The organism is Pseudomonas sp. NCIMB 10586 (assembly GCF_023127895.1).
GTDB classification, from domain to species: domain Bacteria; phylum Pseudomonadota; class Gammaproteobacteria; order Pseudomonadales; family Pseudomonadaceae; genus Aquipseudomonas; species Aquipseudomonas synxantha_A.
The window spans coordinates 609,090-631,982 of record NZ_SPKQ01000042.1 but is presented as its reverse complement, the minus strand read 5'-3'; the positions used below and the strand labels follow the sequence as shown (position 1 = coordinate 631,982).

Annotated in this window: 27 protein-coding genes; 16 read left to right on the top strand and 11 right to left on the bottom strand. The window is 61.1% G+C overall.

What is annotated here, in order from left to right; genetic code table 11:
- The first annotated feature begins 48 nt into the window (after window positions 1-48).
- Window positions 49-564 carry a DUF2062 domain-containing protein gene (locus E4P01_RS18200; RefSeq protein ID WP_005789057.1) on the top strand — a complete coding sequence of 172 codons (516 nt, stop codon included), beginning with the start codon at window positions 49-51 and terminating at the stop codon, window positions 562-564.
- Window positions 565-567: 3 nt separating this feature from the next.
- Here E4P01_RS18200 and E4P01_RS18195 read toward each other — a convergent pair whose 3' ends face one another.
- The gene (locus E4P01_RS18195; RefSeq protein ID WP_078821650.1) at window positions 568-1,926 is read right to left on the bottom strand and encodes a sensor histidine kinase; all 1,359 of its coding nucleotides are present in this window, start codon (window positions 1,924-1,926) and stop codon (window positions 568-570) included.
- Window positions 1,913-2,641: a response regulator transcription factor gene (locus E4P01_RS18190; protein WP_005789059.1), complete on the bottom strand. Its 729-nt coding sequence runs from the start codon at window positions 2,639-2,641 to the stop codon at window positions 1,913-1,915. The genes E4P01_RS18195 and E4P01_RS18190 overlap by 14 nt, the downstream gene beginning before the upstream one ends.
- A gap of 205 nt (window positions 2,642-2,846) precedes the next feature.
- Between E4P01_RS18190 and E4P01_RS18185 the strand changes: the two genes are divergently transcribed.
- The 4 genes from E4P01_RS18185 (at window position 2,847) to E4P01_RS18170 (ending at window position 7,600) form a co-directional block, all read left to right on the top strand.
- Window positions 2,847-5,600 carry a response regulator gene (locus E4P01_RS18185; protein ID WP_216091697.1) on the top strand — a complete coding sequence of 918 codons (2,754 nt, stop codon included), beginning with the start codon at window positions 2,847-2,849 and terminating at the stop codon, window positions 5,598-5,600.
- Between the two features lie 97 nt (window positions 5,601-5,697).
- The gene (locus tag E4P01_RS18180; protein ID WP_216091698.1) at window positions 5,698-6,687 is read left to right on the top strand and encodes a 2-hydroxyacid dehydrogenase; all 990 of its coding nucleotides are present in this window, start codon (window positions 5,698-5,700) and stop codon (window positions 6,685-6,687) included.
- Between the two features lie 71 nt (window positions 6,688-6,758).
- Window positions 6,759-7,199 (top strand): hypothetical protein, encoded by a 441-nt coding sequence (locus E4P01_RS18175; protein WP_078821651.1) that lies wholly within the window; start codon window positions 6,759-6,761, stop codon window positions 7,197-7,199.
- Complete coding sequence (locus E4P01_RS18170; RefSeq protein ID WP_216091699.1) at window positions 7,196-7,600, top strand: META domain-containing protein; 405 nt, start codon at window positions 7,196-7,198, stop codon at window positions 7,598-7,600. Before E4P01_RS18175 ends, E4P01_RS18170 begins: the two co-directional genes overlap by 4 nt.
- A gap of 141 nt (window positions 7,601-7,741) precedes the next feature.
- On the opposite strand, the gene E4P01_RS18165 is transcribed toward E4P01_RS18170, so the two are convergent.
- Window positions 7,742-8,203: a TlpA disulfide reductase family protein gene (locus tag E4P01_RS18165; protein WP_005789064.1), complete on the bottom strand. Its 462-nt coding sequence runs from the start codon at window positions 8,201-8,203 to the stop codon at window positions 7,742-7,744.
- Between the two features lie 115 nt (window positions 8,204-8,318).
- Between E4P01_RS18165 and arsC the strand changes: the two genes are divergently transcribed.
- The 3 genes from arsC to E4P01_RS18150 are packed head-to-tail and all read left to right on the top strand — an operon-like array spanning window position 8,319 to window position 9,686.
- Window positions 8,319-8,672 (top strand): arsenate reductase (glutaredoxin), encoded by a 354-nt coding sequence (gene arsC / locus E4P01_RS18160; protein ID WP_216091700.1) that lies wholly within the window; start codon window positions 8,319-8,321, stop codon window positions 8,670-8,672.
- Complete coding sequence (wrbA, locus tag E4P01_RS18155) at window positions 8,669-9,283, top strand: NAD(P)H:quinone oxidoreductase (protein ID WP_216091701.1); 615 nt, start codon at window positions 8,669-8,671, stop codon at window positions 9,281-9,283. The genes arsC and wrbA overlap by 4 nt, the downstream gene beginning before the upstream one ends.
- Window positions 9,267-9,686: a DUF2069 domain-containing protein gene (locus E4P01_RS18150; protein ID WP_078821656.1), complete on the top strand. Its 420-nt coding sequence runs from the start codon at window positions 9,267-9,269 to the stop codon at window positions 9,684-9,686. The genes wrbA and E4P01_RS18150 overlap by 17 nt, the downstream gene beginning before the upstream one ends.
- 95 nt (window positions 9,687-9,781) lie before the next feature.
- On the opposite strand, the gene E4P01_RS18145 is transcribed toward E4P01_RS18150, so the two are convergent.
- Window positions 9,782-10,453, bottom strand: a complete 672-nt coding sequence (locus E4P01_RS18145) for a DNA-3-methyladenine glycosylase I (RefSeq protein ID WP_216091702.1) — start codon at window positions 10,451-10,453, stop codon at window positions 9,782-9,784.
- Window positions 10,454-10,520: 67 nt separating this feature from the next.
- Window positions 10,521-11,345 carry a tRNA 2-thiocytidine(32) synthetase TtcA gene (gene ttcA / locus E4P01_RS18140; RefSeq protein WP_044274647.1) on the bottom strand — a complete coding sequence of 275 codons (825 nt, stop codon included), beginning with the start codon at window positions 11,343-11,345 and terminating at the stop codon, window positions 10,521-10,523.
- Window positions 11,346-11,628: 283 nt separating this feature from the next.
- Here ttcA and E4P01_RS18135 point away from each other — a divergent pair, with 283 nt between their 5' ends.
- Window positions 11,629-12,231, top strand: a complete 603-nt coding sequence (locus E4P01_RS18135; RefSeq protein WP_005789070.1) for a Yip1 family protein — start codon at window positions 11,629-11,631, stop codon at window positions 12,229-12,231.
- A gap of 128 nt (window positions 12,232-12,359) precedes the next feature.
- Window positions 12,360-12,854, top strand: a complete 495-nt coding sequence (locus E4P01_RS18130) for a SprT family zinc-dependent metalloprotease (RefSeq protein ID WP_003192067.1) — start codon at window positions 12,360-12,362, stop codon at window positions 12,852-12,854.
- A 93-nt stretch (window positions 12,855-12,947) separates the two neighbouring features.
- On the opposite strand, the gene E4P01_RS18125 is transcribed toward E4P01_RS18130, so the two are convergent.
- Window positions 12,948-14,123, bottom strand: coding sequence for a CaiB/BaiF CoA-transferase family protein (locus E4P01_RS18125; protein ID WP_216091703.1), 1,176 nt, complete (start codon window positions 14,121-14,123; stop codon window positions 12,948-12,950).
- 157 nt (window positions 14,124-14,280) lie between these two features.
- Here E4P01_RS18125 and tusD point away from each other — a divergent pair, with 157 nt between their 5' ends.
- The 6 genes from tusD to E4P01_RS18095 all read left to right on the top strand — a co-directional run bounded on the left by tusD (window position 14,281) and on the right by E4P01_RS18095 (window position 17,717).
- The gene (gene tusD / locus E4P01_RS18120) at window positions 14,281-14,673 is read left to right on the top strand and encodes a sulfurtransferase complex subunit TusD (protein ID WP_005789072.1); all 393 of its coding nucleotides are present in this window, start codon (window positions 14,281-14,283) and stop codon (window positions 14,671-14,673) included.
- A 1-nt stretch (window position 14,674) separates the two neighbouring features.
- Complete coding sequence (tusC, locus tag E4P01_RS18115) at window positions 14,675-15,025, top strand: sulfurtransferase complex subunit TusC (RefSeq protein WP_032880631.1); 351 nt, start codon at window positions 14,675-14,677, stop codon at window positions 15,023-15,025.
- Window positions 15,025-15,303: a sulfurtransferase complex subunit TusB gene (gene tusB, locus E4P01_RS18110; RefSeq protein ID WP_005789074.1), complete on the top strand. Its 279-nt coding sequence runs from the start codon at window positions 15,025-15,027 to the stop codon at window positions 15,301-15,303. The genes tusC and tusB overlap by 1 nt, the downstream gene beginning before the upstream one ends.
- On the top strand, window positions 15,300-15,635 hold the full coding sequence (locus tag E4P01_RS18105) for a TusE/DsrC/DsvC family sulfur relay protein (RefSeq protein ID WP_032880630.1): 336 nt from the start codon (window positions 15,300-15,302) through the stop codon (window positions 15,633-15,635). The genes tusB and E4P01_RS18105 overlap by 4 nt, the downstream gene beginning before the upstream one ends.
- Window positions 15,632-16,633 (top strand): glycosyl transferase family protein, encoded by a 1,002-nt coding sequence (locus E4P01_RS18100; protein WP_078821660.1) that lies wholly within the window; start codon window positions 15,632-15,634, stop codon window positions 16,631-16,633. The genes E4P01_RS18105 and E4P01_RS18100 overlap by 4 nt, the downstream gene beginning before the upstream one ends.
- 88 nt (window positions 16,634-16,721) lie before the next feature.
- On the top strand, window positions 16,722-17,717 hold the full coding sequence (locus E4P01_RS18095) for a glutathione S-transferase family protein (protein WP_078821661.1): 996 nt from the start codon (window positions 16,722-16,724) through the stop codon (window positions 17,715-17,717).
- A gap of 114 nt (window positions 17,718-17,831) precedes the next feature.
- Here E4P01_RS18095 and cysG read toward each other — a convergent pair whose 3' ends face one another.
- Genes cysG through lolA form a run of 5 tightly spaced genes read right to left on the bottom strand, consistent with a single transcriptional unit; the run spans window position 17,832 to window position 22,870 of the window.
- Entirely contained in the window at window positions 17,832-19,226 is a 1,395-nt protein-coding gene (cysG, locus tag E4P01_RS18090; RefSeq protein ID WP_216091704.1) for a siroheme synthase CysG, read from the bottom strand.
- Window positions 19,227-20,507 carry a serine--tRNA ligase gene (gene serS, locus E4P01_RS18085; protein WP_216091705.1) on the bottom strand — a complete coding sequence of 427 codons (1,281 nt, stop codon included), beginning with the start codon at window positions 20,505-20,507 and terminating at the stop codon, window positions 19,227-19,229. It abuts the gene before it with no gap.
- A gap of 15 nt (window positions 20,508-20,522) precedes the next feature.
- Entirely contained in the window at window positions 20,523-20,897 is a 375-nt protein-coding gene (gene crcB, locus E4P01_RS18080; protein WP_003192080.1) for a fluoride efflux transporter CrcB, read from the bottom strand.
- A complete protein-coding gene (locus E4P01_RS18075) occupies window positions 20,894-22,219 on the bottom strand; it encodes a replication-associated recombination protein A (RefSeq protein WP_216091706.1) in 1,326 nt (441 codons plus the stop codon). Before E4P01_RS18075 ends, crcB begins: the two co-directional genes overlap by 4 nt.
- Window positions 22,220-22,246: 27 nt before the next feature.
- Window positions 22,247-22,870, bottom strand: a complete 624-nt coding sequence (gene lolA, locus E4P01_RS18070; RefSeq protein ID WP_003174700.1) for an outer membrane lipoprotein chaperone LolA — start codon at window positions 22,868-22,870, stop codon at window positions 22,247-22,249.
- Window positions 22,871-22,893 lie beyond the last annotated feature (23 nt).

The window sequence follows — 22,893 nt, the reverse complement described above, 5'->3', positions numbered from 1 at the left end:
TTTATAGAATCCGGGCATACTTGCCCTTCAAATTGACCTGGACCCCTTATGCCCCGGCGCTTATTCAAACGGTACATGCCCGATCCCAGCAGCATCAGGGAACACAAGTCATTACAGTTTCTTGGCACCCTGCTGCATGATCCGAACCTCTGGCACCTGAACCGGCATTCGGTGGCTCGCGCCATGGCGGTGGGTTTATTCGCGGCGTTTATACCGATTCCGTTGCAGATGCTGCTTGCGGCGATCCTGGCGATCACCGTGCGCGGCAATATGCCGATAGCGGTCAGCCTGGTGTGGCTGACCAATCCGGTCACCATGCCGGTGGTATTCGTCTGTACCTACCTGACCGGCGCCTGGCTGATGAATGTGCCGCCACGCAGCCTACCTGACGATTTGACATGGGAATGGATCAGCGGCCAGTTGAGCACGCTCTGGCAACCGTTTCTGCTGGGTTCGGTGGTATTGGGGCTGGTGCTGGGGGCGCTGGCTTATTGCTTGACCATGGCCTACTGGCGCTGGTGGGTCGCGCACCAGTGGAAGAAACGCAAGCTGCGTCGCCGTTGACGGTTAACGGGCCGGCAAGCGTATATGCACGCGCAAACCCGGACCGCAGTTCTGCGCCCATAAGCGCCCGCCCTGACGCTGCACGGCGTTGCGGGCAATGCTCAAGCCCAGGCCGAACCCGCCATCGCCGGGCCGCGAGCCGTCCAACCGGGTAAAGGGCGCGAAGATAGTTTCCAAATCCTGCTCATCAATACCGCCGCCCTGGTCCTGTAGCCAGATATGCCAATAGTCTCCTTCGCGGCAGCCGTCGAGTAGCACGGTACCCTCGGCTGGCGAGTGGCGTATGGCGTTGCGCAGGATATTCTCCAGAGCCTGGGCCAGTGCATTCAGGTTGCCGCGCACCCAACTGTCCGGCGGTAATAAGCACGGCAAGCGCGACGCCGGCCAGTGGCTTTCGAAACAGGCGTTTTCCCGCAACATGTCCCACAGCGCCTGGAGCTGAATGTCTTCCTGGGGCAGCGGCGCTGTTTCACTGTCGAGCCAGGCCAGTTGCAGGCTGTCTTCCACCAGGCGCTGCATGGCGTCGATTTCCCGACCCAGGCGCTCACGCAGCCTGGCCGGGTCTTGCTCGCTGTCGCAAGCCACCCGCAGGCGACTCAAAGGCGTGCGCAATTCATGGGACATGTCGCGCAGCAACTGCTGTTGCAAGCGCACCGTACCCTGCAAGCGTTCAGACATATGGTCAAAGGCGCGCCCCAGCTCCCCGAGCTCATCCTGTCGACTGGTCGCATCCCGGGACATCCGCGTATTCAATTGATCCGCACGCCAGGCATTGGCCTGCTCGCGCAATTGATTGAGGGGCATGATCAGCAGCCGATAGAGGCCGATGCACAGCAACAAGGTAAACAGGCCCGGGATGACGCCATTGGTCACCACCCGCCAGAACAGTTGATAACGCCCCGGCATAAAGCGCTGCGGCAACTCGATCACCAGCGACCCCATCCCAGGATCAACCGGAAACGGCACCTTCATCCACGGCAATCCGATGACATGTCGGCTGACCGGCCAATCCAGCCCGCGCAAGAAGGTCAGGCGCTGGCTTTCCTTGTCGCTGAGCGGCGTGCTGCCCAGGGATTGCAAATCGTTGCCGATCACACCCACCCAGGTGGTTTCACGCTTGGCCATCAGTTGCAACCAGGCATCCACGCCGGCGCGGCCTTGTGTACTCCACGCCAGTTCGGCACCTGCAGCGTAACCGCTGAGGATCTCCCGCGACTTGTCGGACAGGTAAGCACTCTGCTGCTCCATGTAGCGGCCCCACGACCAACTGAGCCAAATCATCAGCAAACAGAAGGCGATCAACAGGCAGGCCAGCTTCCAGAACAATGAGTGTTTGCCAGGCAGCCGCTCAAAGCCCTTCATCATGACCGCTCAGCACATAGCCCTTGCCCCACACTGTACGCACTTCACGCTCGGCGTAGCCGATGGCCTTGAGTTTGCGGCGAATCTGACTGACGTGCATGTCGAGGCTGCGGTCATGGGGTGCATAACCGCGCTGCAGCACGTGTTGATACAGGAAGGCTTTGCTGAGCACTTCTTCAACATTGCGCTGCAGGGTTTCCAGCAGCCGGTATTCGCTGCGCGTCAACCCGGCCCAGTGTTGCTGGCAGGCCACATCACAGCGCTCATCGTCAAACTGCAACACCCGGGCATCCTCACGCATCACCGGGCGCGGCGGCTCGGGTCGGCGATCCAGGGCCACGCGGCGCAGGATGGCTTCAATGCGCACACGCAGCTCTACCATGCTGAACGGTTTGGGCAGGTAGTCGTCCGCCCCCAGGCGAAAACCGCTGATGCGATCGGCTTCAGCGCCCAGGGCCGACATCAGGATCACCGGCATGGCATGGCTCTTGCGCAAATGGGTGAGGATCGACAAGCCGTCGAGCCCCGGCAGCAGGATGTCCATCAACACCAGGTCGAACGCCTGCTCGCAAGCCATTTGCAGGCCCTGCTGGCCGTTGCGGCACCACGTCACCTGAAAACCACTGCGGCCAAGTTGCTCATGCACGTAGGCACCCAGCACAGGGTCATCTTCGATGGTCAGGATTGTGGGTAGGCCAACTGCTGCGGGAGTCATTAGCGTCTGCAAGTCATTCTCAATCACTGATTATTCAAGATTAAACGTTCACAGGCAATCGCCACCCGGCGCCGAATGGCCCGAAGATTGCCGCATGTCATTAATTTGCAAGATTCCAGGCCGTGCAAATGGCTACACTGCGCAGGTGGCGCGGGCCGGATGCCTGTGTGGATAATGGATAACAACGTGGTAGCAGGAGAGTGGCGTGCTTAGAAGAATGGGGATAAAAGGCCGCGTACTGTTGCAGACCTTATTACCGACCAGCCTGATGGCTCTGTTGTTGGGAGGCTATTTCACCTGGATGCAACTTTCGGAGTTGCAGAGCCAGTTGCTGCAGCGCGGCGAAATGATTGCCGAGCAATTGGCGCCATTGGTAGCGCCGGCCCTGGGCCACAAGAACGCCGAGCTGCTGGAGCGCATCGCCACCCAGTCCCTGGAGCAACCGGACGTGCGCGCAGTGTCGTTCCTGGCGCCAGACCGTTCGTCCCTGGCCCACGCCGGCCCGACCATGCTCAACCCACCACCCACCGGCAACAGTTCGCGCCTGTTGCAGCGCACCGGCAACGATGCCACCCGCTATCTGCTGCCGGTATTCGGCCGTCATCGCAACCTCGCCGGCGACGTGATCCCGGATGAGGCAGACCGCCTGCTGGGCTGGGTCGAAGTGGAGCTGTCCCACAATGGCATGTTGCTGCGCGGCTACCGCAGCCTGTTCGCCAGCCTGTTGTTGATCGCCATCGGCCTGATGTTCACCGCAGCGCTCGCCCTGCGGATCAGCCGCACCATCAATTCGCCGATTGGCCAGATCAAGCAAGCCGTGGCCCAGCTCAAGGACGGCAACCTGGAAACACGCCTGCCGCCCCTGGGCAGCCAGGAACTGGACCAGCTCGCATCGGGCATCAACCGCATGGCCGAAACCCTGCAAAACGCCCAGGAAGAACTGCAACACAGCATCGACCAGGCCACCGAGGACGTACGCCAGAACCTGGAGACCATCGAGATCCAGAACATCGAGCTGGACCTGGCGCGCAAGGAGGCCCTGGAGGCCAGTCGCATCAAGTCCGAGTTCCTGGCCAATATGAGCCATGAGATCCGCACGCCGCTCAACGGCATCCTCGGTTTTACTCATCTGCTGCAAAAAAGCGAGCTGTCGCCGCGCCAGCTGGATTACCTGGGCACTATTGAAAAATCCGCCGATAACCTGCTGGGTATCATCAACGAAATCCTCGATTTCTCGAAGATCGAGGCCGGCAAGCTGGTGCTCGACAGCGTGCCGTTCAACCTGCGGGACTTGCTGCAAGACACCCTGACCATCCTCGCCCCCGCCGCCCATGCCAAGCAGCTTGAACTGGTGAGCCTGGTGTACCGCGATACGCCGCTGGCGTTGGTGGGCGACCCGCTGCGGCTCAAGCAGATCCTGACCAACCTGATCAGCAACGCGATCAAGTTCACCCGCGAAGGCACCATCGTCGCCCGGGCGATGGTCGAGGACGAACAGGAGGACAGCGTGCAATTGCGCATCAGCGTGCAAGACACCGGCATAGGCCTGTCCAACCAGGATGTGCGCGCGCTGTTCCAGGCGTTCAGCCAGGCCGACAACTCGCTGTCGCGCCAACCTGGCGGCACCGGCCTGGGCCTGGTGATTTCCAAGCGTTTGATCGAGCAGATGGGCGGTGAAATCGGCGTCGACAGCACGCCGGGTGAAGGCTCGGAATTCTGGATCAGCCTGAACCTGCCCAAGACCCGCGACGACGTCGAAGACCTGCCCGCCCCGCCGCTGCTGGGTCGCCGCGTGGCCGTACTGGAAAACCACGAGCTGGCGCGCCAGGCCCTGCAACACCAACTGGAAGACTGCGGCCTGGAAGTCACACCCTTCAATACCCTGGAAAGCCTGACCAACGGCATCACCAGTGCGCACCAGACCGAGCAGGCCATCAGCCTGGCGGTGCTCGGCGTGACGGCCAATGACATTCCGCCCGAGCGTCTCAACCAGCACTTGTGGGACCTTGAACACCTGGGTTGCAAAGTGCTGGTGCTGTGCCCGACCACCGAACAGATGCTGTTCAACCAATCGGTACCCAACCCCAACAGCCAATTGCAGGCCAAGCCGGCCTGTACACGCAAGCTGCGCCGCTCCCTGGCCGACCTGATCAGCCCCCGCCCTTCACGCAGCGAGCCGGGTGAGCCGCTGTCCAGCCGTGCGCCGCGTGTGCTGTGCGTGGACGACAACCCGGCGAACCTGTTGCTGGTACAAACCCTGCTGGAAGACATGGGCGCCAAGGTGCAGGCGGTGGAGAGCGGTTACGCGGCCATTGATGCGGTGAAGCAGGAAACCTTCGATCTGGTATTGATGGATGTACAAATGCCCGGCATGGACGGCCGCCAAAGCACTGAGGCGATCCGCCAGTGGGAAAGCGAGCGCCACGGCACGCCGCTGCCGGTGGTGGCCCTCACGGCACACGCCATGGCCAATGAAAAACGCGCCCTGCTGCAGAGCGGCATGGACGACTACCTGACCAAGCCCATCAGCGAGCGGCAACTGGCCCAGGTGGTGTTGAAGTGGACCGGCCTGGCCCTGCGTAACCAGGGCCCGGAACGCGTCAACGACGGCCCGGCTCAAGGTGTGCAACTGCTGGTGCTCGACCACGAGGAGGGCCTGCGCCTGGCCGCCAACAAGGCCGACCTCGCCGCCGACATGCTCGCCATGCTGCTGGCCTCCCTGGAAGCCGACCGCCTGGCGATTACCGTCGCCCGCGAAGCCAATGACAATCACGCCCTGATCGAACGCGTGCACCGTTTGCACGGCGCCACGCGCTACTGTGGCGTGCCGCAACTGCGCGCGGCGTGCCAACGCGCTGAAACCCTGCTCAAGCAGGACGATGCTAAGGCCATGGCCGCGCTGGATGAACTGGACATGGCGATTGCGCGGCTGGCCAGTGAAGCCAGAGTCAGCGCCTGACGCAATTTTATGGACAACACCAATCAAAATGTGGGAGCAAGCCCCCTCCCACATTTAGTCAGCATTTCCATCGTGTAAATTGCAGGGAGCCTTCTTGATGCGCGTCATTCTTTTCAGCAGCCAGACCTACGACCGTGACAGTTTTCTCGGTGAACCGCTCCCCTCGGCCCTGGAGCTGCAATTCCAACCCGCCCGCCTCAACCTCGACACCGTAGCCCTGGCCGAACACCATGAGGTGGTCTGCGCCTTTATCAATGACGACCTCAGCGCCCCGGTGCTGGAGCAACTGGCCAAGGGCGGTACACGCCTGATTGCCCTGCGTTCGGCCGGCTACAACCATGTTGACTTGGTCGCCGCCAAACGCCTGGGCCTGAGCATCGTGCGCGTGCCCGCCTATTCGCCCCACGCCGTGGCCGAACACGCCGTGGCGCTGATCCTGGCTCTCAACCGCCGCCTGCACCGTGCCTATAACCGTACCCGTGATGGCGACTTCAGCCTGCATGGGCTCACCGGTTTCGATCTGGTCGGCAAAACCGTCGGCGTGGTTGGCACCGGGCAGATCGGCGCGACCTTCGCCAAGATCATGGCCGGCTTCGGCTGCCAATTACTGGCTTATGACCCCTTCCCCAACCCACACGTCCAGGCCCTGGGCGCTCGCTACGTCAGCCTGCCCGACTTGCTGGCCGAGGCGCAGATCATCAGCCTGCACTGCCCGTTGACTGCCGACAGCAAACACCTGATCAACGCCCGTTCCCTGGCGCACATGCAGCCCGGTGCAATGCTGATCAACACCGGCCGCGGTGGCTTGGTCGATACGCCCGCGCTGATCGAAGCCCTCAAGGAGGGCCAATTGGGCTACCTGGGGCTGGACGTTTATGAAGAAGAAGCCCAGCTGTTTTTCGAGGACCGCTCGGACCTGCCCCTGCAAGACGACGTACTCGCGCGTCTGCTGACCTTCCCCAACGTGATCATCACTGCGCACCAGGCATTTCTCACTCGTGAAGCCCAGGCGGCGATCGCCGGTACGACGCTGGCCAACATTGTGGCGTGGGCCGATGGTCGGCCACAGAACCTGGTCGAGGGTTGATCAGCGGTCACATACCAGGCTCATGATGGGCCGGCACCCGTGATAGGATGCCGCGCCTATTTGGAGGATCCATGGCCGAACACGATTTCCGCTTCAGCTTGCTGAGCCCGCAACACACCCTGATCGAATGCCGCGCCCTTGTGCCGGGCCGTTACCAGGTCACCGGCAACGGTGGTTCGATCAAGCACGGTGACGTGCTGATCGTCACCCTGCGCGGCAGTAAAACCCTGTCGATGCGCCTGACCGTCGAAGGTGACGCACGCTACTCCATACGCCCGGCGGGCCAATGGGTCGCCATGGCCCAGGGGCCGAAGTTCGGCGAACTGGAAATTCACACCTGGAAGGTCAACTGCGACAGCTGCGACGTCGTGCTGGAGTTTGAATTTTCGGTGGAAACCAAGCTGACCAAAGAGCCGCTGCAACCGGCCGCCAACGCACGCATCAAAGAACTCGGCTGGGCCAGTGAAGGCGACAAGCACCGCTGCCCGAAATGCCAGCAGGCCGCACAATGAAGGGCCCGCTGCTGCTCGCCGCAATCGGCGCGGCTCTGACGGGTTGTGCTGCCGACGGCCCGAAGCTCGAACGCGACCACAGCTACATGGTGGAGTGGATCGGTGAGCGCCCGCTGATGGACTACGCGCACCTGACCGTCACCCTTGGCGCTGATGGCCGCGCCTACGGCAACGGCGGCTGCAATCACTGGTTTGCACCGTATACCGTCGAGGGTGACAAGCTCAGCTTCGGACCTATCGGCAGCACCCGCAAAATGTGCGCCGAGGCGTTGATGGAGCAGGAGCACCGCTTCTTCCAGGCCTTGCAAGGCGTGCAGCGCTGGGACATCTCGCCGATCGAACAGACGCGGTTCTGGCCGGCCGAGGGCAAGCCGATTCGTTTGTGGCTTGAAGAAGGCTGATATCCCCAGTCTTTGGATTGATGGGATCTCAATGTGGGAGGGGGCTTGCTCCCGATAGCAGTGTGTCAGTCAATACATCAATTGACTGTTACACCGCTATCGGGAGCAAGCCCCCTCCCACACTTTCTCTGAGGTGTTGCTTTAACCGCGCAGGGCCTTGAGCTTGGCCAGCACCCCTTCTGCAGTCTGCTCACCCATCAACTGCTCACGCACCTTGCCCTTGTCGTCGATGATGTAGGTCACCGGCAACGCCTCGCTGCGTGGAATCTCGAAGATCCCGTCCGGGTTCTGGGCCAGGACCGTGAACTTGATCCCCAGCTTGTCGCTGGCGGCCTTCAGTTCCTCACCCTGCACGTTGTCGAAGTTAACCCCGAATACTTCCACACCCTGCCCTTTCAGTTGCTCGGCCAAGGCATTGAGCTCGGGGATTTCCGTGCGGCATGGGCCACACCATTCGGCCCAGTAATTGACCACCAGCCACTGTTTGTCCAGGCGTTCGGCCGCCACTTTCTGGCCATATTGGTCAACGCCGTAATCGTTACCGCAGCCGCTGAGCAGCAGGGTTGTGATGATCGCCAATGCACCGATCAGTCGCCTTGTCATGGGGTATTCCTTCGCAAAAATGAACGTTGGCTGCGACCTATCGCCTCTTACGGTTTAAGGACAGGCGCCAGCGCAGGTAGAATACCCGCCACCTTACGCAAGATGCGACCCGCACATGACCGATCTGACGCTTTATCACAACCCGCGCTGCTCGAAATCCCGCGGTGCGCTCGAACTGCTTGAAGCTCGCGGCCTCAACCCGACCGTGGTGCGCTACCTGGAAACCCCGCTGGACGCCGCGCAAATCCAGGCCTTGCTCAAAAAGCTGGGGTTCAGCGCGCGCCAACTGCTGCGCACCGGCGAAGAGGAATACAAAACCCTCAACCTGGCCGATGCCAACTTGAGCGAAGCGCAATTGATCGCCGCTATCGCCGGGCACCCCAAGCTGATGGAACGCCCGATCCTGGCAACTGCCGACAAAGCCATCATTGGCCGCCCACCCGAGAACGTATTGGAGATTCTGCCGTGACCACGCCCTATGTGCTGGTGCTGTATTACAGCCGCAACGGCTCGGTAAGCGAAATGGCCCGGCAGATTGCCCGGGGGATCGAGCAAGGCGGCATGGAAGCACGTCTGCGCACCGTGCCGGCGATTTCCACCGAGTGCGAAGCGGTGGCGCCGAGCATTCCCGAGGAAGGCGCGCTGTATGCCAGCCTGGATGATCTGAAGCACTGTTCAGGCCTGGCCCTGGGCAGCCCGACACGCTTTGGCAACATGGCTGCACCGCTCAAGTACTTCCTCGACGGCACCAGCAACCTGTGGCTCACCGGTGCCCTGGTCGGCAAGCCCGCCGGCGTGTTCACCTCTACCGCCAGCCTGCATGGCGGCCAGGAAACCACGCTGATGTCGATGTTGCTGCCGCTGCTGCACCACGGCATGTTGATCACCGGCCTGCCTTACAGCGAACAGGCACTGCTTGATACCCAGGGCGGCGGCACGCCATACGGCGCCAGCCACCATTCCGGGCCTGACGGCAAGCGGATGCTCGATCAACATGAAATCACCCTGTGCCGGGCCCTGGGCCTGCGCCTGGCCAAGACCGCCACGCTGCTGGAGCACGGCCGTGGCCCGCAAACCTAAAATCCTGCCGCCCCAGGCGTGGCTGGAACCGCGGGTAAACATTGCACGCGCACTGAGCCTGCTGGCGTTTTTTGCCCTGGTGGGCTTGTTGTGCGTGTACTACCTGTTCATCGCCGACCTGCATGGGGCGCGCCCATGGGTGATCCTGCTGATCGAACTGGTGCCGCTGCTGGTACTGGCGCCAGGGATGATGATCGGCAGTGCGCGCGGGCATTCGTGGATGTGCTTTGTGGTGAATCTGTATTTCATCAAGGGCGCGCTGGCGGCGTACGACCCGAACCGCCAGTGGTTCGGGGTGTTGGAGATGCTGGCGAGCCTGGCGGTGTTTTGCACGGCGCTGTTGTATGTGCGTTGGCGGCATCAGTTGAATCGGCGGTTGGCTGCAGAACCTGTATCGGCCTGAAGTCCGCTATCGCAGGCAAGCCAGCTCCCACATGTTGATAGGCGGCGCGGTCAAAATGTGCGGGCTGGCTTGCTCGCGAAGGCATCACCTGGGTCTCAATGGTTGACGGTGTACGCCAACATCATCGACAACTGGCACATCGGCCGCCCACTCTCGGCATGCCACTGGTTGAAGGCGCCCTGTACTGTGGCCAAATCCCGCAGGCTGGTCGGCGCCTTGTCGACGATCTTCTGCGCATTCAACGCCGCCACCACGTCATAGCTCGGCACAAACGTATCCTTGCCCACCATGCGCAGGAAACGCGGTGCCGACAGCCCGCCCAGTTGGTGGCCATGCTTGCTCAGGTATTTCCATAGCCCGACGATATCGGTGACCGGCCAATCGGCGACAAACGCACCGAAGCTGCCCTTTTCCTGCTCGATATCCAGGATCATCTGCGCATTGCGCGGCACACTCTTGAGCTTGCCCAGGTGGCGGATGATGCGGGTGTCCTGCATCAGGCGTTCCAAGTGCTCGGCGCCCATCAGCACGACTTTTTCCGGATCGAAGCCGAAAAACACCTGTTCAAACGCCGGCCATTTCGCGTCGACCACACTGTGCTTCAAGCCCGCACGGAAGACCCGCAGCGCCAGGGTCGACAGGTAACGGTCATCGGTGATCTTGCGCAATTGCGCCGGGGTCTTGGGCACAGGCAGGTGGGCTTCCAGCTCGGCCGCCGAACCGAAGCGGTTCAGACAATATTCTTGCAGCCACTTGTAATCGCGCATGCCCTCTCCTGGCAGTTGAATTGAAAACGGCGCCCGCAAGCGCCGTTTACTAGAGCCTCGACGAGGCTTAGAGGTTCACTACATTGACGAAACGCGAAGCAGCCGTCTCATCGATTTTCAAGCTGGTGAAATCGAACAGGTTGCGATCAGCCAGTTGAGACGGGATCACATTTTGCAGGCTGCGGAAGATGCTCTCGGTACGCCCGGGGGTCTTGCGCTCCCAGTCCAGCAGCATTTCCTTGACCACCTGGCGCTGCAGGTTTTCCTGGGAGCCGCACAGGTTGCAGGGGATGATCGGGAATTGCTTGAAGTCGGAGTACGCTTGGATGTCCTTCTCGTTGCAATACGCCAGCGGGCGGATTACCACATTGCGCCCGTCATCGGCGCGCAGCTTGGGCGGCATGGCCTTGAGCGAGCCATTGAAGAACATATTCAGGAAGAAGGTCTCGACGATGTCATCGCGGTGATGACCCAGGGCCATCTTGGTCGCGCCGATCTCGTCGGCAAAGGTGTAGAGCGTGCCACGGCGCAGGCGCGAGCACAGCGAGCAGGTGGTCTTGCCTTCCGGGATCAGCTCCTTGACCACCGAGTAGGTGTCTTTCTCGACGATGTGGTATTCAACGCCCAATTCCTTGAGGTAGGCCGGCAATACGTGCTCGGGGAAGCCGGGTTGCTTCTGGTCCATGTTCACCGCCACGATCTCGAACTTGATCGGCGCGACCTTTTGCAGGTGCAGCAATACGTCGAGCATGGTGTAGCTGTCTTTGCCACCAGAGAGGCAGACCATGACCTTGTCGCCGTCCTCGATCATGTTGAAATCGGCGACCGCTTCACCGGCCAGGCGACGCAGGCGTTTTTGCAGTTTGTTCTGGTTGACCGTAAGAGTGCCCATGGCGCTTGGATCCGCTGAAGGTGTGTGACGAAAAGCGCAGCATTTTACCGATATGAGCGGCCGAGTTCCAATGTGGGAAGGGGCTTGCTCCCACATTTGACAGACCCCACCGCGATTAAGCGCCCTGTTTACAGCGCAATTTGCTCTAAAGGCCCTACAGTTATTCCGGTCATCACTTCCTATACTGCGACTTGAGGTCGCACACATATCCAGACCTTTCAGGCCATCTGGCCGGTGGGCGCTCCGATGGGGGGCGATGGTAATAACGACAGGAGTGACTGGCATGATCCATCACGTCGTGGGGCTTTTTACCCATCCCGACCAGGAATGGCGGGAAATCCGTGGCGATAAAGAAGAAAGTATCGGCCACATGTACCTCACTCACACCCTGATTCTCGCGGCGATCCCCGCCGTGTCCGCCTTTATCGGCACCACCCAGGTTGGCTGGGTCATAGGCAACCGGGCGCCGGTGATGTTGACCCAGGAAAGCGCACTGTGGATGACGCTCATGTCGTACGCGGCCATGCTTGGCGGCGTGGCGGTGATGGGCGCGTTCATTCACTGGATGGCCCGCACCTACGACGCCAGCCCCAGCATGGCACGCTGCGTGGCCTTCGCCACCTATACCGCAACGCCACTGTTTGTCGGTGGGCTGGCGGCACTCTACCCGCATATGTGGCTGGGCATGGTGGTCGGCACGGCGGCCATTTGCTACACGGTGTACCTGCTGTACGTGGGGCTGCCGACCTTCATGAGTATCGACCCGGACGAAGGCTTCCTGTTTTCCAGTTCGGTATTGGCCGTGGGCCTGGTGGTACTGGTGGCGATCATGGCGTTTACCGTGATTGTGTGGGGCCTGGGCGTAGGGCCCATCTACACCAACTAGGCAACTCAACCCGCAGGCAAGGCCACCGCAAGGTGGCTTTGTGCGTTATGCATGACCATTCGGCGCCTGACAGATTCGGAAACACCCTGCTTTGCGGCATACTGGGCGTCTCTGGAGATTTGTACAGCATGCCCGAGCAACTCAATACCCGCGTCGAAGATTGTTTCCTGCAAGCCGAATCCTTTTTCAAACGAAGCTTCAAACGCCCCCAGGTCAGCCTCAAGCTGCGGGGCCAGAAAGCCGGTGTCGCGCATTTGCACGAGAACCTGCTGCGCTTCAACCCTCAGTTGTACCGTGAAAACAGCCAGCATTTTCTCAAGCAAACCGTGGCCCACGAAGTGGCGCACCTGATTGCCCACCAGTTGTTTGGCGAGCGTATACAGCCCCATGGCGAGGAATGGCAGTTGATCATGCGCGGGGTTTACGAACTGCCGCCGGACCGCTGCCATACCTATGAGGTCAAGCGCCGCCAGGTGACCCGTTATATCTACCGCTGCCCGTGCGCGGACAGTGACTTCCCGTTCTCGCCGCAGCGCCATGGCCTGGTGAACCAGGGGCGGCGGTATTTGTGTCGGCGGTGTCGGCAGACTCTGGTGTTCACCGGGGAAACTCGGGTGGAATGAGGGCCTCTTCGCAGGCAAGCCAGCTCCCACATCTGGATCTGTGAACGCAATCAAAATGTGGGAGCTGGCTTGCCTGCGAAAGCGTCGGCTCAGTCAACCTACAACCTTGGCCTGACGCAATTCATCTATCCGCTGAGCACTGATCCCCAACTCCACCAACACCTCATCACTATGCGCCCCCACCGCCACCCCAATATGCCTGGGCGCCGGCAACCCTTCTGAGAACTTCAGCGGGCAGGCCAATTGCGCTTGTGTCGAGCCATCCCCCCGGGGCACCTCGCTGACCAATGCCCGAGCCTTCAACTGCGGATGCTCAACAGCCTCCGCCAGGCTCAACACCGGCTCAACACACGCATCCACCCCGGCGAACAACTCGCACAGTTCCTCAAAACTGCGCTTCTCGAATTCCACCTGCAATGCCTGCTTCAGGGCCCCCTGCTGTTCAGGCTTCACGCTGTGGGCCGCCAGCTCCGGCCTTCCGAGCGCCTCGCACAATTGCTGCATAAAGGCCGGCTCCAAGCTGCCCACCGACATCCAGCGCCCATCGCGAGTGCGATAGTAATCGTAAAAACTCCCTCCATTGAGCACATGACTTTCCCACTCCGGCTCCACCCCGCAGGCCAAATAGCCGGCGCCAGCCATGGCGTTCAGGCTGAACGAACAATCGGTCATGCTCACATCCAGGTATTGCCCCACTCCGCTCTGCTGCCTGGCAATCACCGCCGCCAGCAAGCCCACCACCGCATGCAACGAACCACCTGCCACGTCCGCCAGTTGCACGCCCAGCGGCAACGGCCCGCTGTCCCGCCGCCCGGTGTGACTGGCCACACCGGCCAACGCCAGGTAATTGATATCGTGCCCGGCGCGGTCCTTGTAAGGGCCGGTCTGGCCGTAGCCGGTAATCGACACATAAATCAACCCGGGATTGATCGCCTTCAGCGTCTCATAACCCAGCCCCAGGCGCTCCATGACCCCAGGGCGAAACTGTTCGAGCAGGATGTCATGGCCCTTGACCAGCTCACGCACGATCTCCACCGCCTCGGCCTGCTTGAGGTCCAGGGCCAGGCTGCGCTTGTTGCGGTTCAAATACGCGTGGCTCGCCGAGGTACCGCGGTCATGGGGCGGCAACACCCGCAACAGGTCCATGCGCGTGGGCGATTCGATACGCAGCACCTGGGCGCCCATGTCCGCCAGCATCAACGAGGCAAACGGGCCAGGCAGCAAGGTGGAAAAATCCAGCACTTTAAGGGACGCCAAGGGACCTGACATACGGACTCCATCCGGGTTGCGAATCCCCACAGACTAGGCAGCCTTGTGCCTGCCGGCAATCGTCAGAACGATCAGCGACAGTGACCGTTTTGATCACGGCGGGCTTTTTCGCCGCGGCGGCTTTATCATTGGCCGACGTTTGTTGGCAGAGTCTCCCATGAAGTTCGCGATTGCACTGTATAGCGCCGCCCACGCGCCCTCCTCGCGCCGCGCCCTGCTGTTCGCACAGGCAGCGCTAGCGGGCGGGCATGAGATTGTGCGGCTGTTTTTTTATCAGGATGGCGTGTACAGCGCGTCCAATAACATCGTAGCGCCCCAGGACGAGCCAGACATTGCGCGCCAATGGCGCGAGTTTGTCAGCCAGCACCAGCTCGACGGCGTGGTGTGCATCGCCGCCGCCTTGCGCCGTGGTGTGCTGAACGCCGAGGAGGCCGCACGCTATCAACGCAGCGCGGTCAATCTGCAGGCGCCATGGGCGTTATCGGGCCTTGGGCAATTGCATGACGCGATCCAGGATGCCGACCGCCTGATCTGTTTTGGAGGGCCGTGAGATGTCCAAATCCTTATTGGTGATCAGCCGACAGGCGCCGTGGTCCGGGCCAAGTGCGCGGGAAGCACTGGATATCGTGCTGGCTGGTGGCGCGTTTGATCTGCCCATTGGTCTGCTGTTTCTGGATGACGGTGTGTTCCAGCTGGCGCCGCATCAGGCCGCCAAGGCCGTGCAACAAAAAGACCTGAGCGCCAACCTGCAGGCATTGGGCCTGTTCGGCATTGATGACGTGTTCGCCTGCGGCCACAGCCTGTCCGCACGCGGGTTGCTGCCGCCCGCCAATGCGCAGACGCTGCACAGCCAAGCCATTTGCGAGCTGATTGATCGTTACGACCAGGTGATTACCCTCTGATGTCGACTCTACATGTGGTGTCTCACTCTCCCTTTACCGACAGCCGCCTCGACAGCTGCCTGCGCATCTGCGGCGCTCAGGACGCAATCCTGCTGTGTGGCGACGGTGCCTACGCGCTACACACGCCCGCCCTGCAAAGCAAAGGTGTGAAGGTCTTTGTACTGGCCGAAGACATGCAGGCGCGCAACCTGCCGCTTCCCGACTGGGCTGACAGCGTGGATTATCCAGGTTTCGTGCAACTGTCGATCGACTACGACAAGGTCAACACCTGGCTATGAACACCCTGACCGTCGGCACACGCAGCCTCGAACTGGACAAGGACGGTTACCTCGTCGACCTCAATGACTGGTCCGATGAGGTGGCGCACGCCCTGGCCGCTGCCGAAGCCCTGGAGCTGACTGCGGATCACTGGGAAATCCTCAAGCTGCTGCGCCAGTTCTATACCGAATTCCAGCTGTCCCCTGCCACACGCCCGCTGATCAAGTACACCGCCTTGAAACTGGGCCCGGAAAAGGGCAACAGCCTGCATCTAAACAAACTGTTCAACGGCACTCCCGCCAAACTCGCCGCCAAGCTGGCGGGCCTGCCCAGGCCGACGAATTGCTTATGACCGACTTCGCCCCCTTGACCCTCAACACGCCCGAAGAGCACCCTTTTGCCCAGTTCGTGCGCATCCTCGGCAAAGGCAAGCGCGGCGCGCGCAACCTCACCCGCGAAGAAGCGCGGCAAGCCATGGGCATGTTGCTCGACGAAAAGGTCGAGGACACCCAGCTCGGCGCCTTTTTGATGCTGCTGCGTCACAAAGAAGAGAGCCCGGAAGAACTCGCCGGTTTCACCGAAGCGGTACGTGAACGCCTGGATGCACCGGCGTTGAACGTGGATATCGACTGGCCGACTTACGCCGGCAAAAAGCGCCATCTGCCGTGGTTTCTGTTGGCGGCCAAGTGCCTGGCGCAAAACGGTGTGCGCATTCTGATGCACGGCGGCGGTGCCCACACGGCGGGCCGGCTGTACACCGAGCAACTGCTGCAGACGCTGCAGATCCCGCTGTGCCGCAATTGGCAGCAGGTGGGAAGCGCCTTCGAGCAGGGCAACCTGGCCTTTATCCCGCTGGGCGACTGGGCGCCGCAATTGCAACGCATGATCGACCTGCGCAACACCCTCGGCCTGCGCTCGCCCATTCATTCCCTGGCGCGGCTGCTTAACCCGCTGAATGCGCGCTGCGGCCTGCAAAGCATCTTCCACCCGGGCTACCAGGGCGTACACCGCGATGCCAGCGGCCTGCTCGGGGACAATGTGATCGTGGTCAAGGGCGACGGCGGCGAGATCGAAATCAACCCCGACACCCTCAGTCACCTGTATGGCACCACCGGCGGCCAGAGTTGGGACGAAGAGTGGCCCGCGCTCTCCGCCCAGCGTCACGTCAAACCGGCGACGCTTGAGCCTGAACAGTTGAAAGCGTTGTGGCGTGGCGAAGTCGAGGACAGCTACCCGCAACTGGCGCTGATCGCCACCATGGCCCTGGCGTTGCGCGGTCTCGGCCACCCGCGGCAACAGGCCTTCGAACTGGCCCAGCAATACTGGGATGCACGGGATAAATCGATTTAGTCGATCATTCACCCCCGGTCTTTGCGCTTTTAGTTCGAACTCATCCCTTTAGACTGGACTCCAACGTTTAACAGCCAAGGAGCCAGTCATGGGTTTGCTGATTGAAGGACAGTGGAAAGACCAGTGGTATGAAAGTAGCGCAGATGGCGCTTTCCAACGGGAACAGGCACAACGCCGCAACTGGGTGACCGCCGATGGCGCGCCCGGCCCGAGTGGCGAAGGTGGCTTCAAGGCTGAGGCTGGCCGCTATCACCTCTATGTATCCCTGGCCTGCCCCTGGGCGCACCGCACCTTGATCCTGCGCAAGCTCAAAGGCCTGGAAAGCCTGATCGACGTGTCAGTGGTCAGCTGGTTGATGCTGGAAAACGGCTGGACCTTCGACAAGGCCCACGGCTCCAGCGGTGACAAACTGGACGATCTGGCCTTCATGCACCAGCGCTACACCGCCGATACGACCGACTACACCGGGCGCGTCACCGTGCCGGTGCTGTGGGACAAAAAACTCAAGCGCATCGTCAGCAATGAATCGGCGGAAATCATCCGCATGTTTAATAACGCGTTCAACGGGCTGACCGGCAATACCCTGGATTTTTATCCCGACACGCTGCGTCCGACCATCGACGCCCTGAACGAACGTATCTATCCGGCCGTGAACAACGGCGTATACCGCGCAGGTTTTGCCACGTCACAACAGGCGTATGAACGTGCGTTTGATGATGTGTTTGCCGAGCTGGATCATTTGGAACAACACCTGGGCCAGCATCGTTATCTGGCCGGTGAGTACCTGACAGAGGCGGATGTGCGGCTGTTTACCACGTTGATTCGCTTTGACGCGGTGTATTACAGCCACTTCAAGTGCAACCTGCGGCGGATTGCCGATTATGCGAATTTGTCGAATTGGCTAAGGGAGATGTATCAGTGGCCGGACGTGGCCGAGACGGTGGACTTTGCCCATATCAAGGGGCATTACTATGCCAGCCATCGCACGATCAACCCGACGGGGATTGTGCCGAAGGGGCCGTTGCAAGAGTTTGACAACAGCCATGATCGGGCGCGACTTTCAGGTAAAGGTGTCTTTAGCTGATCTGGATTATCGGTTGTATTTGATGGCCTCATCGGGAGCAAGCCCCCTCCCACATTTTGACTGTGTTCACAAACCAAAATGTGGGAGGGGGCTTGCTCCCGATGCTTTTAAGGCTCAGACCTGAGACTGAGCCCCTTCGAACCATTTGAGCTTCTCGCGCAACACCACCACCTCACCCACGATCACCAGCGTCGGCGCATGTACTTCATGCTCCGCCACCATGCGCGGCAAGTCCGCCAGGGTGCCGGTAAACACACGCTGGTTGGAAGTGGTGCCCTGCTGGATCAAAGCCGCCGGTGTGTCCGCCGAGCGCCCGTGCTTGATCAACTGCTCACAAATGATCGGCAAGCCGATCAAGCCCATGTAGAACACCAGGGTCTGCGACGGCCCGACAAGGTCCTGCCAGGGCAGATCCGACGTATTGTTCTTCAGGTGCCCGGTGATGAAGCGCACCGATTGCGCATAGTCACGGTGCGTCAGCGGAATCCCGGCATACGCGGCACAACCACTGGCCGCCGTGATCCCTGGCACCACCTGGAACGGGATGCCATGGGCCGCCAATTCCTCGATTTCTTCGCCACCGCGCCCAAAAATGAACGGATCACCGCCCTTGAGGCGCAGCACGCGCTTGCCCTGCTTGGCCAGGTCGACCAGTTGCTGGTTGATCTTATCCTGAGGCACAGCGTGGTCAGCACGCCGCTTGCCGACGTAAACTCGCTCGGCATCACGACGGCACAGTTCCAGGATCGCCGGCGCCACCAGACGGTCGTACAGCACCACGTCGGCCTGCTGCATCAGGCGCAAGGCACGAAAGGTGAGCAAGTCCGGGTCACCCGGGCCTGCACCCACCAGGTACACCTCGCCGGGTGCATAAGGTGGCGCGCCATTGACCTTTTCGATCAACAGGCGCTCAGCTTCATCGCCCTGCCCGGCCAGTTGACGGTCGGCAATCGGCCCCTGGAACACCTCTTCCCAGAACGCCCGGCGCTGCTGCACATCCGGGTACAAACCTTTGACCTGGGCGCGAAAACGCGCGGCCAAACCGGCCAATTGGCCGTAGGTGGACGGAATCCAGGTTTCCAGCTTGGCGCGGATCAAGCGCGCCAGCACCGGCGCGTCGCCGCCGCTGGACACCGCAATTACCAACGGCGAACGGTCGACAATCGCCGGGAAGATCACGCTGCACAAGGCCGGCGCATCTACAACATTGACCGGCACGCAACGGCGCTTGGCCTCACTGGACACTTGCGCGTTCAGCGGCTCGTCGTCCGTTGCCGCGATGATCAGGGTGCAACCCTCCAGGTCGGCCTCCTGATAACCGCGCAAAATCAGTTCCCCGCCACTGCCCAGTACCAGTTCACACAACTGGTCTTCGATCTGGGGAGCAACCACCCGCAGCAACGCACCGGCGTCGGCCAGCAGCCGGGATTTGCGCAAGGCAATCTCCCCGCCACCGACGACCAACACTCGACTGCCGCGCAGGTTATGAAACAGCGGCAGAAATTCCATTTAGGCGATGACCTCAACGCCGCCCATGTACGGCTTGAGCACCTCAGGTACACGGATCGAACCGTCAGCCTGCTGGTAGTTTTCCAGCACGGCCACCAAGGTACGGCCTACGGCCAGGCCCGAACCGTTAAGGGTGTGCACCAACTCCGGCTTGCCGGTTTCCGGGTTGCGGAAACGCGCCTGCATACGACGGGCCTGGAAATCACCGCAGTTGGAGCACGACGAAATTTCGCGGTACTTGTCCTGGCTCGGTACCCACACTTCCAAATCGTAGGTCTTCACAGCGCTGAAGCCCATGTCGCCGGTGCACAGCGCCAGTACGCGGTACGGCAGCTCCAACAGTTGCAGAACGCGTTCGGCATTGGCGGTCAGGCCTTCCAGGGCTTCCATGGAAGTCGACGGCTCGACCACCTGCACCATCTCGACCTTGTCGAACTGGTGTTGGCGGATCATGCCGCGCGTATCGCGACCCGATGCGCCGGCTTCACTGCGAAAGCACGGGCTGTGGGCAACCAGCTTCAATGGCAGTTGCTTGGCATCGAGGATTTCGCCGGCGACGATATTGGTCAGCGACACCTCGGCGGTCGGGATCAGGTACAGATCGGCTTCGCCGTCGCGAGTGATCTTGAACAGGTCTTCCTCGAATTTCGGCAACTGGCTGGTACCCATCAGCGCCGGCGCCTGGACCAGGTACGGGGTGTAGGCTTCTTCGTAGCCATGCTCACCGGTGTGCAGGTTGATCATGAACTGCGCCAGCGCACGGTGCATACGGGCGATCGGGCCACGCAGCAAAGCGAAACGGGCACCGGACATTTTTGCCGCGGTCTCGAAATCCAGGCCACCGGTCAATTCGCCCAGGGCCACATGGTCCTTGATCTCGAAATCGAAGGTTTTGGGCGTGCCCCAGCGGCGTACTTCAACGTTGCCGTCTTCGTCTTCGCCTACCGGCACGGATTCGTGGGGCAGGTTCGGAATGCCCAGCAGGATCGAGTCCAGCTCGGTCTGGATGCCTTCCAGCTCGGTTTTGACGTTGGACAGCTCAGTGCCCATACGCTCGACATCCGCCATCAGCGGTACGATGTCTTCGCCGCGCTGTTTGGCCTGGCCAATGGACTTGGAACGCGCATTACGCTCAGCCTGCAGTGCTTCGGTGCGGGTCTGGACGGTCTTGCGCTGTTCTTCCAGCGCTTCGATGCGCGCAACATCCAAGGCAAAGCCACGGGATGCCAGGCGGTCCGCTACGTCCTGAAGGTTGCTACGTAACAGTTTGGAATCGAGCATGTCGGTCTCTCGTTATCAAAGTTTGGTCAAGGACAGGCCGGCCCAGGTGGCGAGCAGCCCGCCGAATACGCTGATGGCCGCATAGCCAATCGCCAGCGGCACTTGCCCGCTTTCCAGCAGGCGCACGGTATCCAGTGAAAAGGATGAAAAGGTCGTCAGGCCGCCGAGAAAGCCAACCATCAATCCGGCACGCACCTCAACAGGCACTTCCGGGCGTAACAAAAACAGGCCGTATAACACGCCGATCAGCAGGCAGCCCACGATATTAACGGCGAGCGTCGCCGTATAGAAGTGTTTCGGCCAATTGGCGTTGATCCAATTGCCGGTGGCAAAGCGCAGCAGTGTACCGGCGATGCCACCAGCCGAGACAGCGACGACCAAGGGAATCATGATTTTCTCCGCTGGCGGGGGCTTAAACGGTCGAGGGTAGCAAGGTGATTGAGCTTTTCACCAATCTTCAACTCCAGGCCACGGGGCACTGGCTGATAGAACGGCTGCGGTTCCAGCGCATCGGGGAAGTAGTCTTCGCCGGCTGCATAGGCATCCGGTTCGTCATGAGCGTAGCGATATTCGTCACCGTAACCCAGCTGCTTCATCAGTTTGGTCGGCGCGTTGCGCAAGTGCATCGGCACTTCCAGCGAACCATGTTCAGCCGCCGCTCGCAGCGCCGACTTGAAGCCCATGTACACCGCGTTGCTTTTCGGTGCGCAGGCCAGGTAGGTGATGGCCTGGGCCACCGCCAACTCGCCTTCCGGGCTGCCGAGGCGCTCCTGCACCTCCCAGGCCGCCAGGCACAGGCTCAGGGCTCGTGGGTCGGCATTGCCGATGTCTTCGCTGGCCATGCGCACCACGCGACGGGCCAGGTACAACGGATCGCAACCGCCGTCGATCATGCGTGCGAACCAGTACAGCGCACCGTCCGGGTTGGAGCCGCGCACGGACTTGTGCAGCGCGGAAATCTGGTCGTAGAAAGCTTCACCGCCCTTGTCGAAGCGCCGGCGCGTATCACCCAGCAGGCTTTGCAGCAGATCGACGCCAATTTCGCCGCCGTCTTCAGCCAGGTCCGAGGCGTTTTCCAGCAGGTTGAGAAAACGCCTGCCATCGCCATCTGCGGCGGTGAGCAGGATCTTGAAGCCTTCTTCACTGACGCTCAGATGGCGCTTGCCCAGGCCCTTGTCTTCATTCAAGGCCCGCTGCAGCAGCTTTTGCATCGCCGCCTCGTCCAGGCTTTTGAGCACGTAGACACGCGCTCGCGACAACAAGGCGTTGTTGAGTTCAAACGAAGGGTTTTCAGTGGTGGCGCCGATAAAGATCAAGGTGCCGTCTTCAACATACGGCAGGAACGCATCCTGCTGCGACTTGTTGAAGCGATGCACTTCGTCGACAAACAGGATGGTGCGCTTGCCGTACTGGCCGGCCTGCTGCTTGGCGACTTCCACCGCCTGGCGGATTTCCTTGACCCCGGCAAGCACCGCCGAGACCGTTTCAAAGTGGGCATCCGAGACTTTCGCCAGCAGCCGCGCCAGGGTGGTCTTGCCCACGCCCGGCGGGCCCCAGAAAATCATCGAGTGCAGCGCGCCCTGCTCCAGCGCTTCGCGCAAGGGCTTGCCGCGAGCGAGCAGGTGTTCCTGACCGACGTACTCATCCAGGTTGGTCGAACGCAAGCGTGCGGCCAGGGGCTGGGCAATCGGGTCACTTCGAAACAGATCCATGGGCAGCGCTTGAAACCTCTCGGCAGGTTATTCCTGGATCACGTCGGCACCCTTGGGGATGTCGAACTTGAACTTGGACGCGGGCACCGGCTGGTTGGCCTTGACCCCGGAAAACAGGATATCGGTGCGCTGGCCAACGCTGTCGACCAGGCGCATGTTATTGATCACACCGTTGCCGAACGACAGGGACAGCGTGTCAAACAGCGTGTCCTTGGATTTTGGCTTGAGGGTGAACTCGATCACGTTGCTGGTCTGTTTGGAAGTGATGTCGAAGCTGTCGTTGATTTTCGACACGTCACCCGACAGCAGCAGTGCGGGTGTCTGGTTCAGGCGTGGATCGAGCTTCTTGATGGTCGCCTGTTCCAGGTCCGGGTCCCACAGGGTGACCTTCTGGCCATCGGAAACGATGGTCTGCTCAGCCTTGCCTTCGGTATGCCAGTAGAACAACCCAGGGCGCTGCACAGCCATCTCACCGGCGGTTTCCTGCAACTGGGTGCCACCGGCATCCAGGGTCAGTTGGGAGAAGCGCGCGGTCAGGGTCTGGGATTTGTCCAACAGATTCTTCAGGCTGGCGACGGAAGCCGGGTCAGCGTGAGCCGAAACAGCGGTCAGGGCCAGTGCCGGCAACAACAGCATGCGGATAAAGCGCATGGGAGTCCTCATTGAGTAGTCAG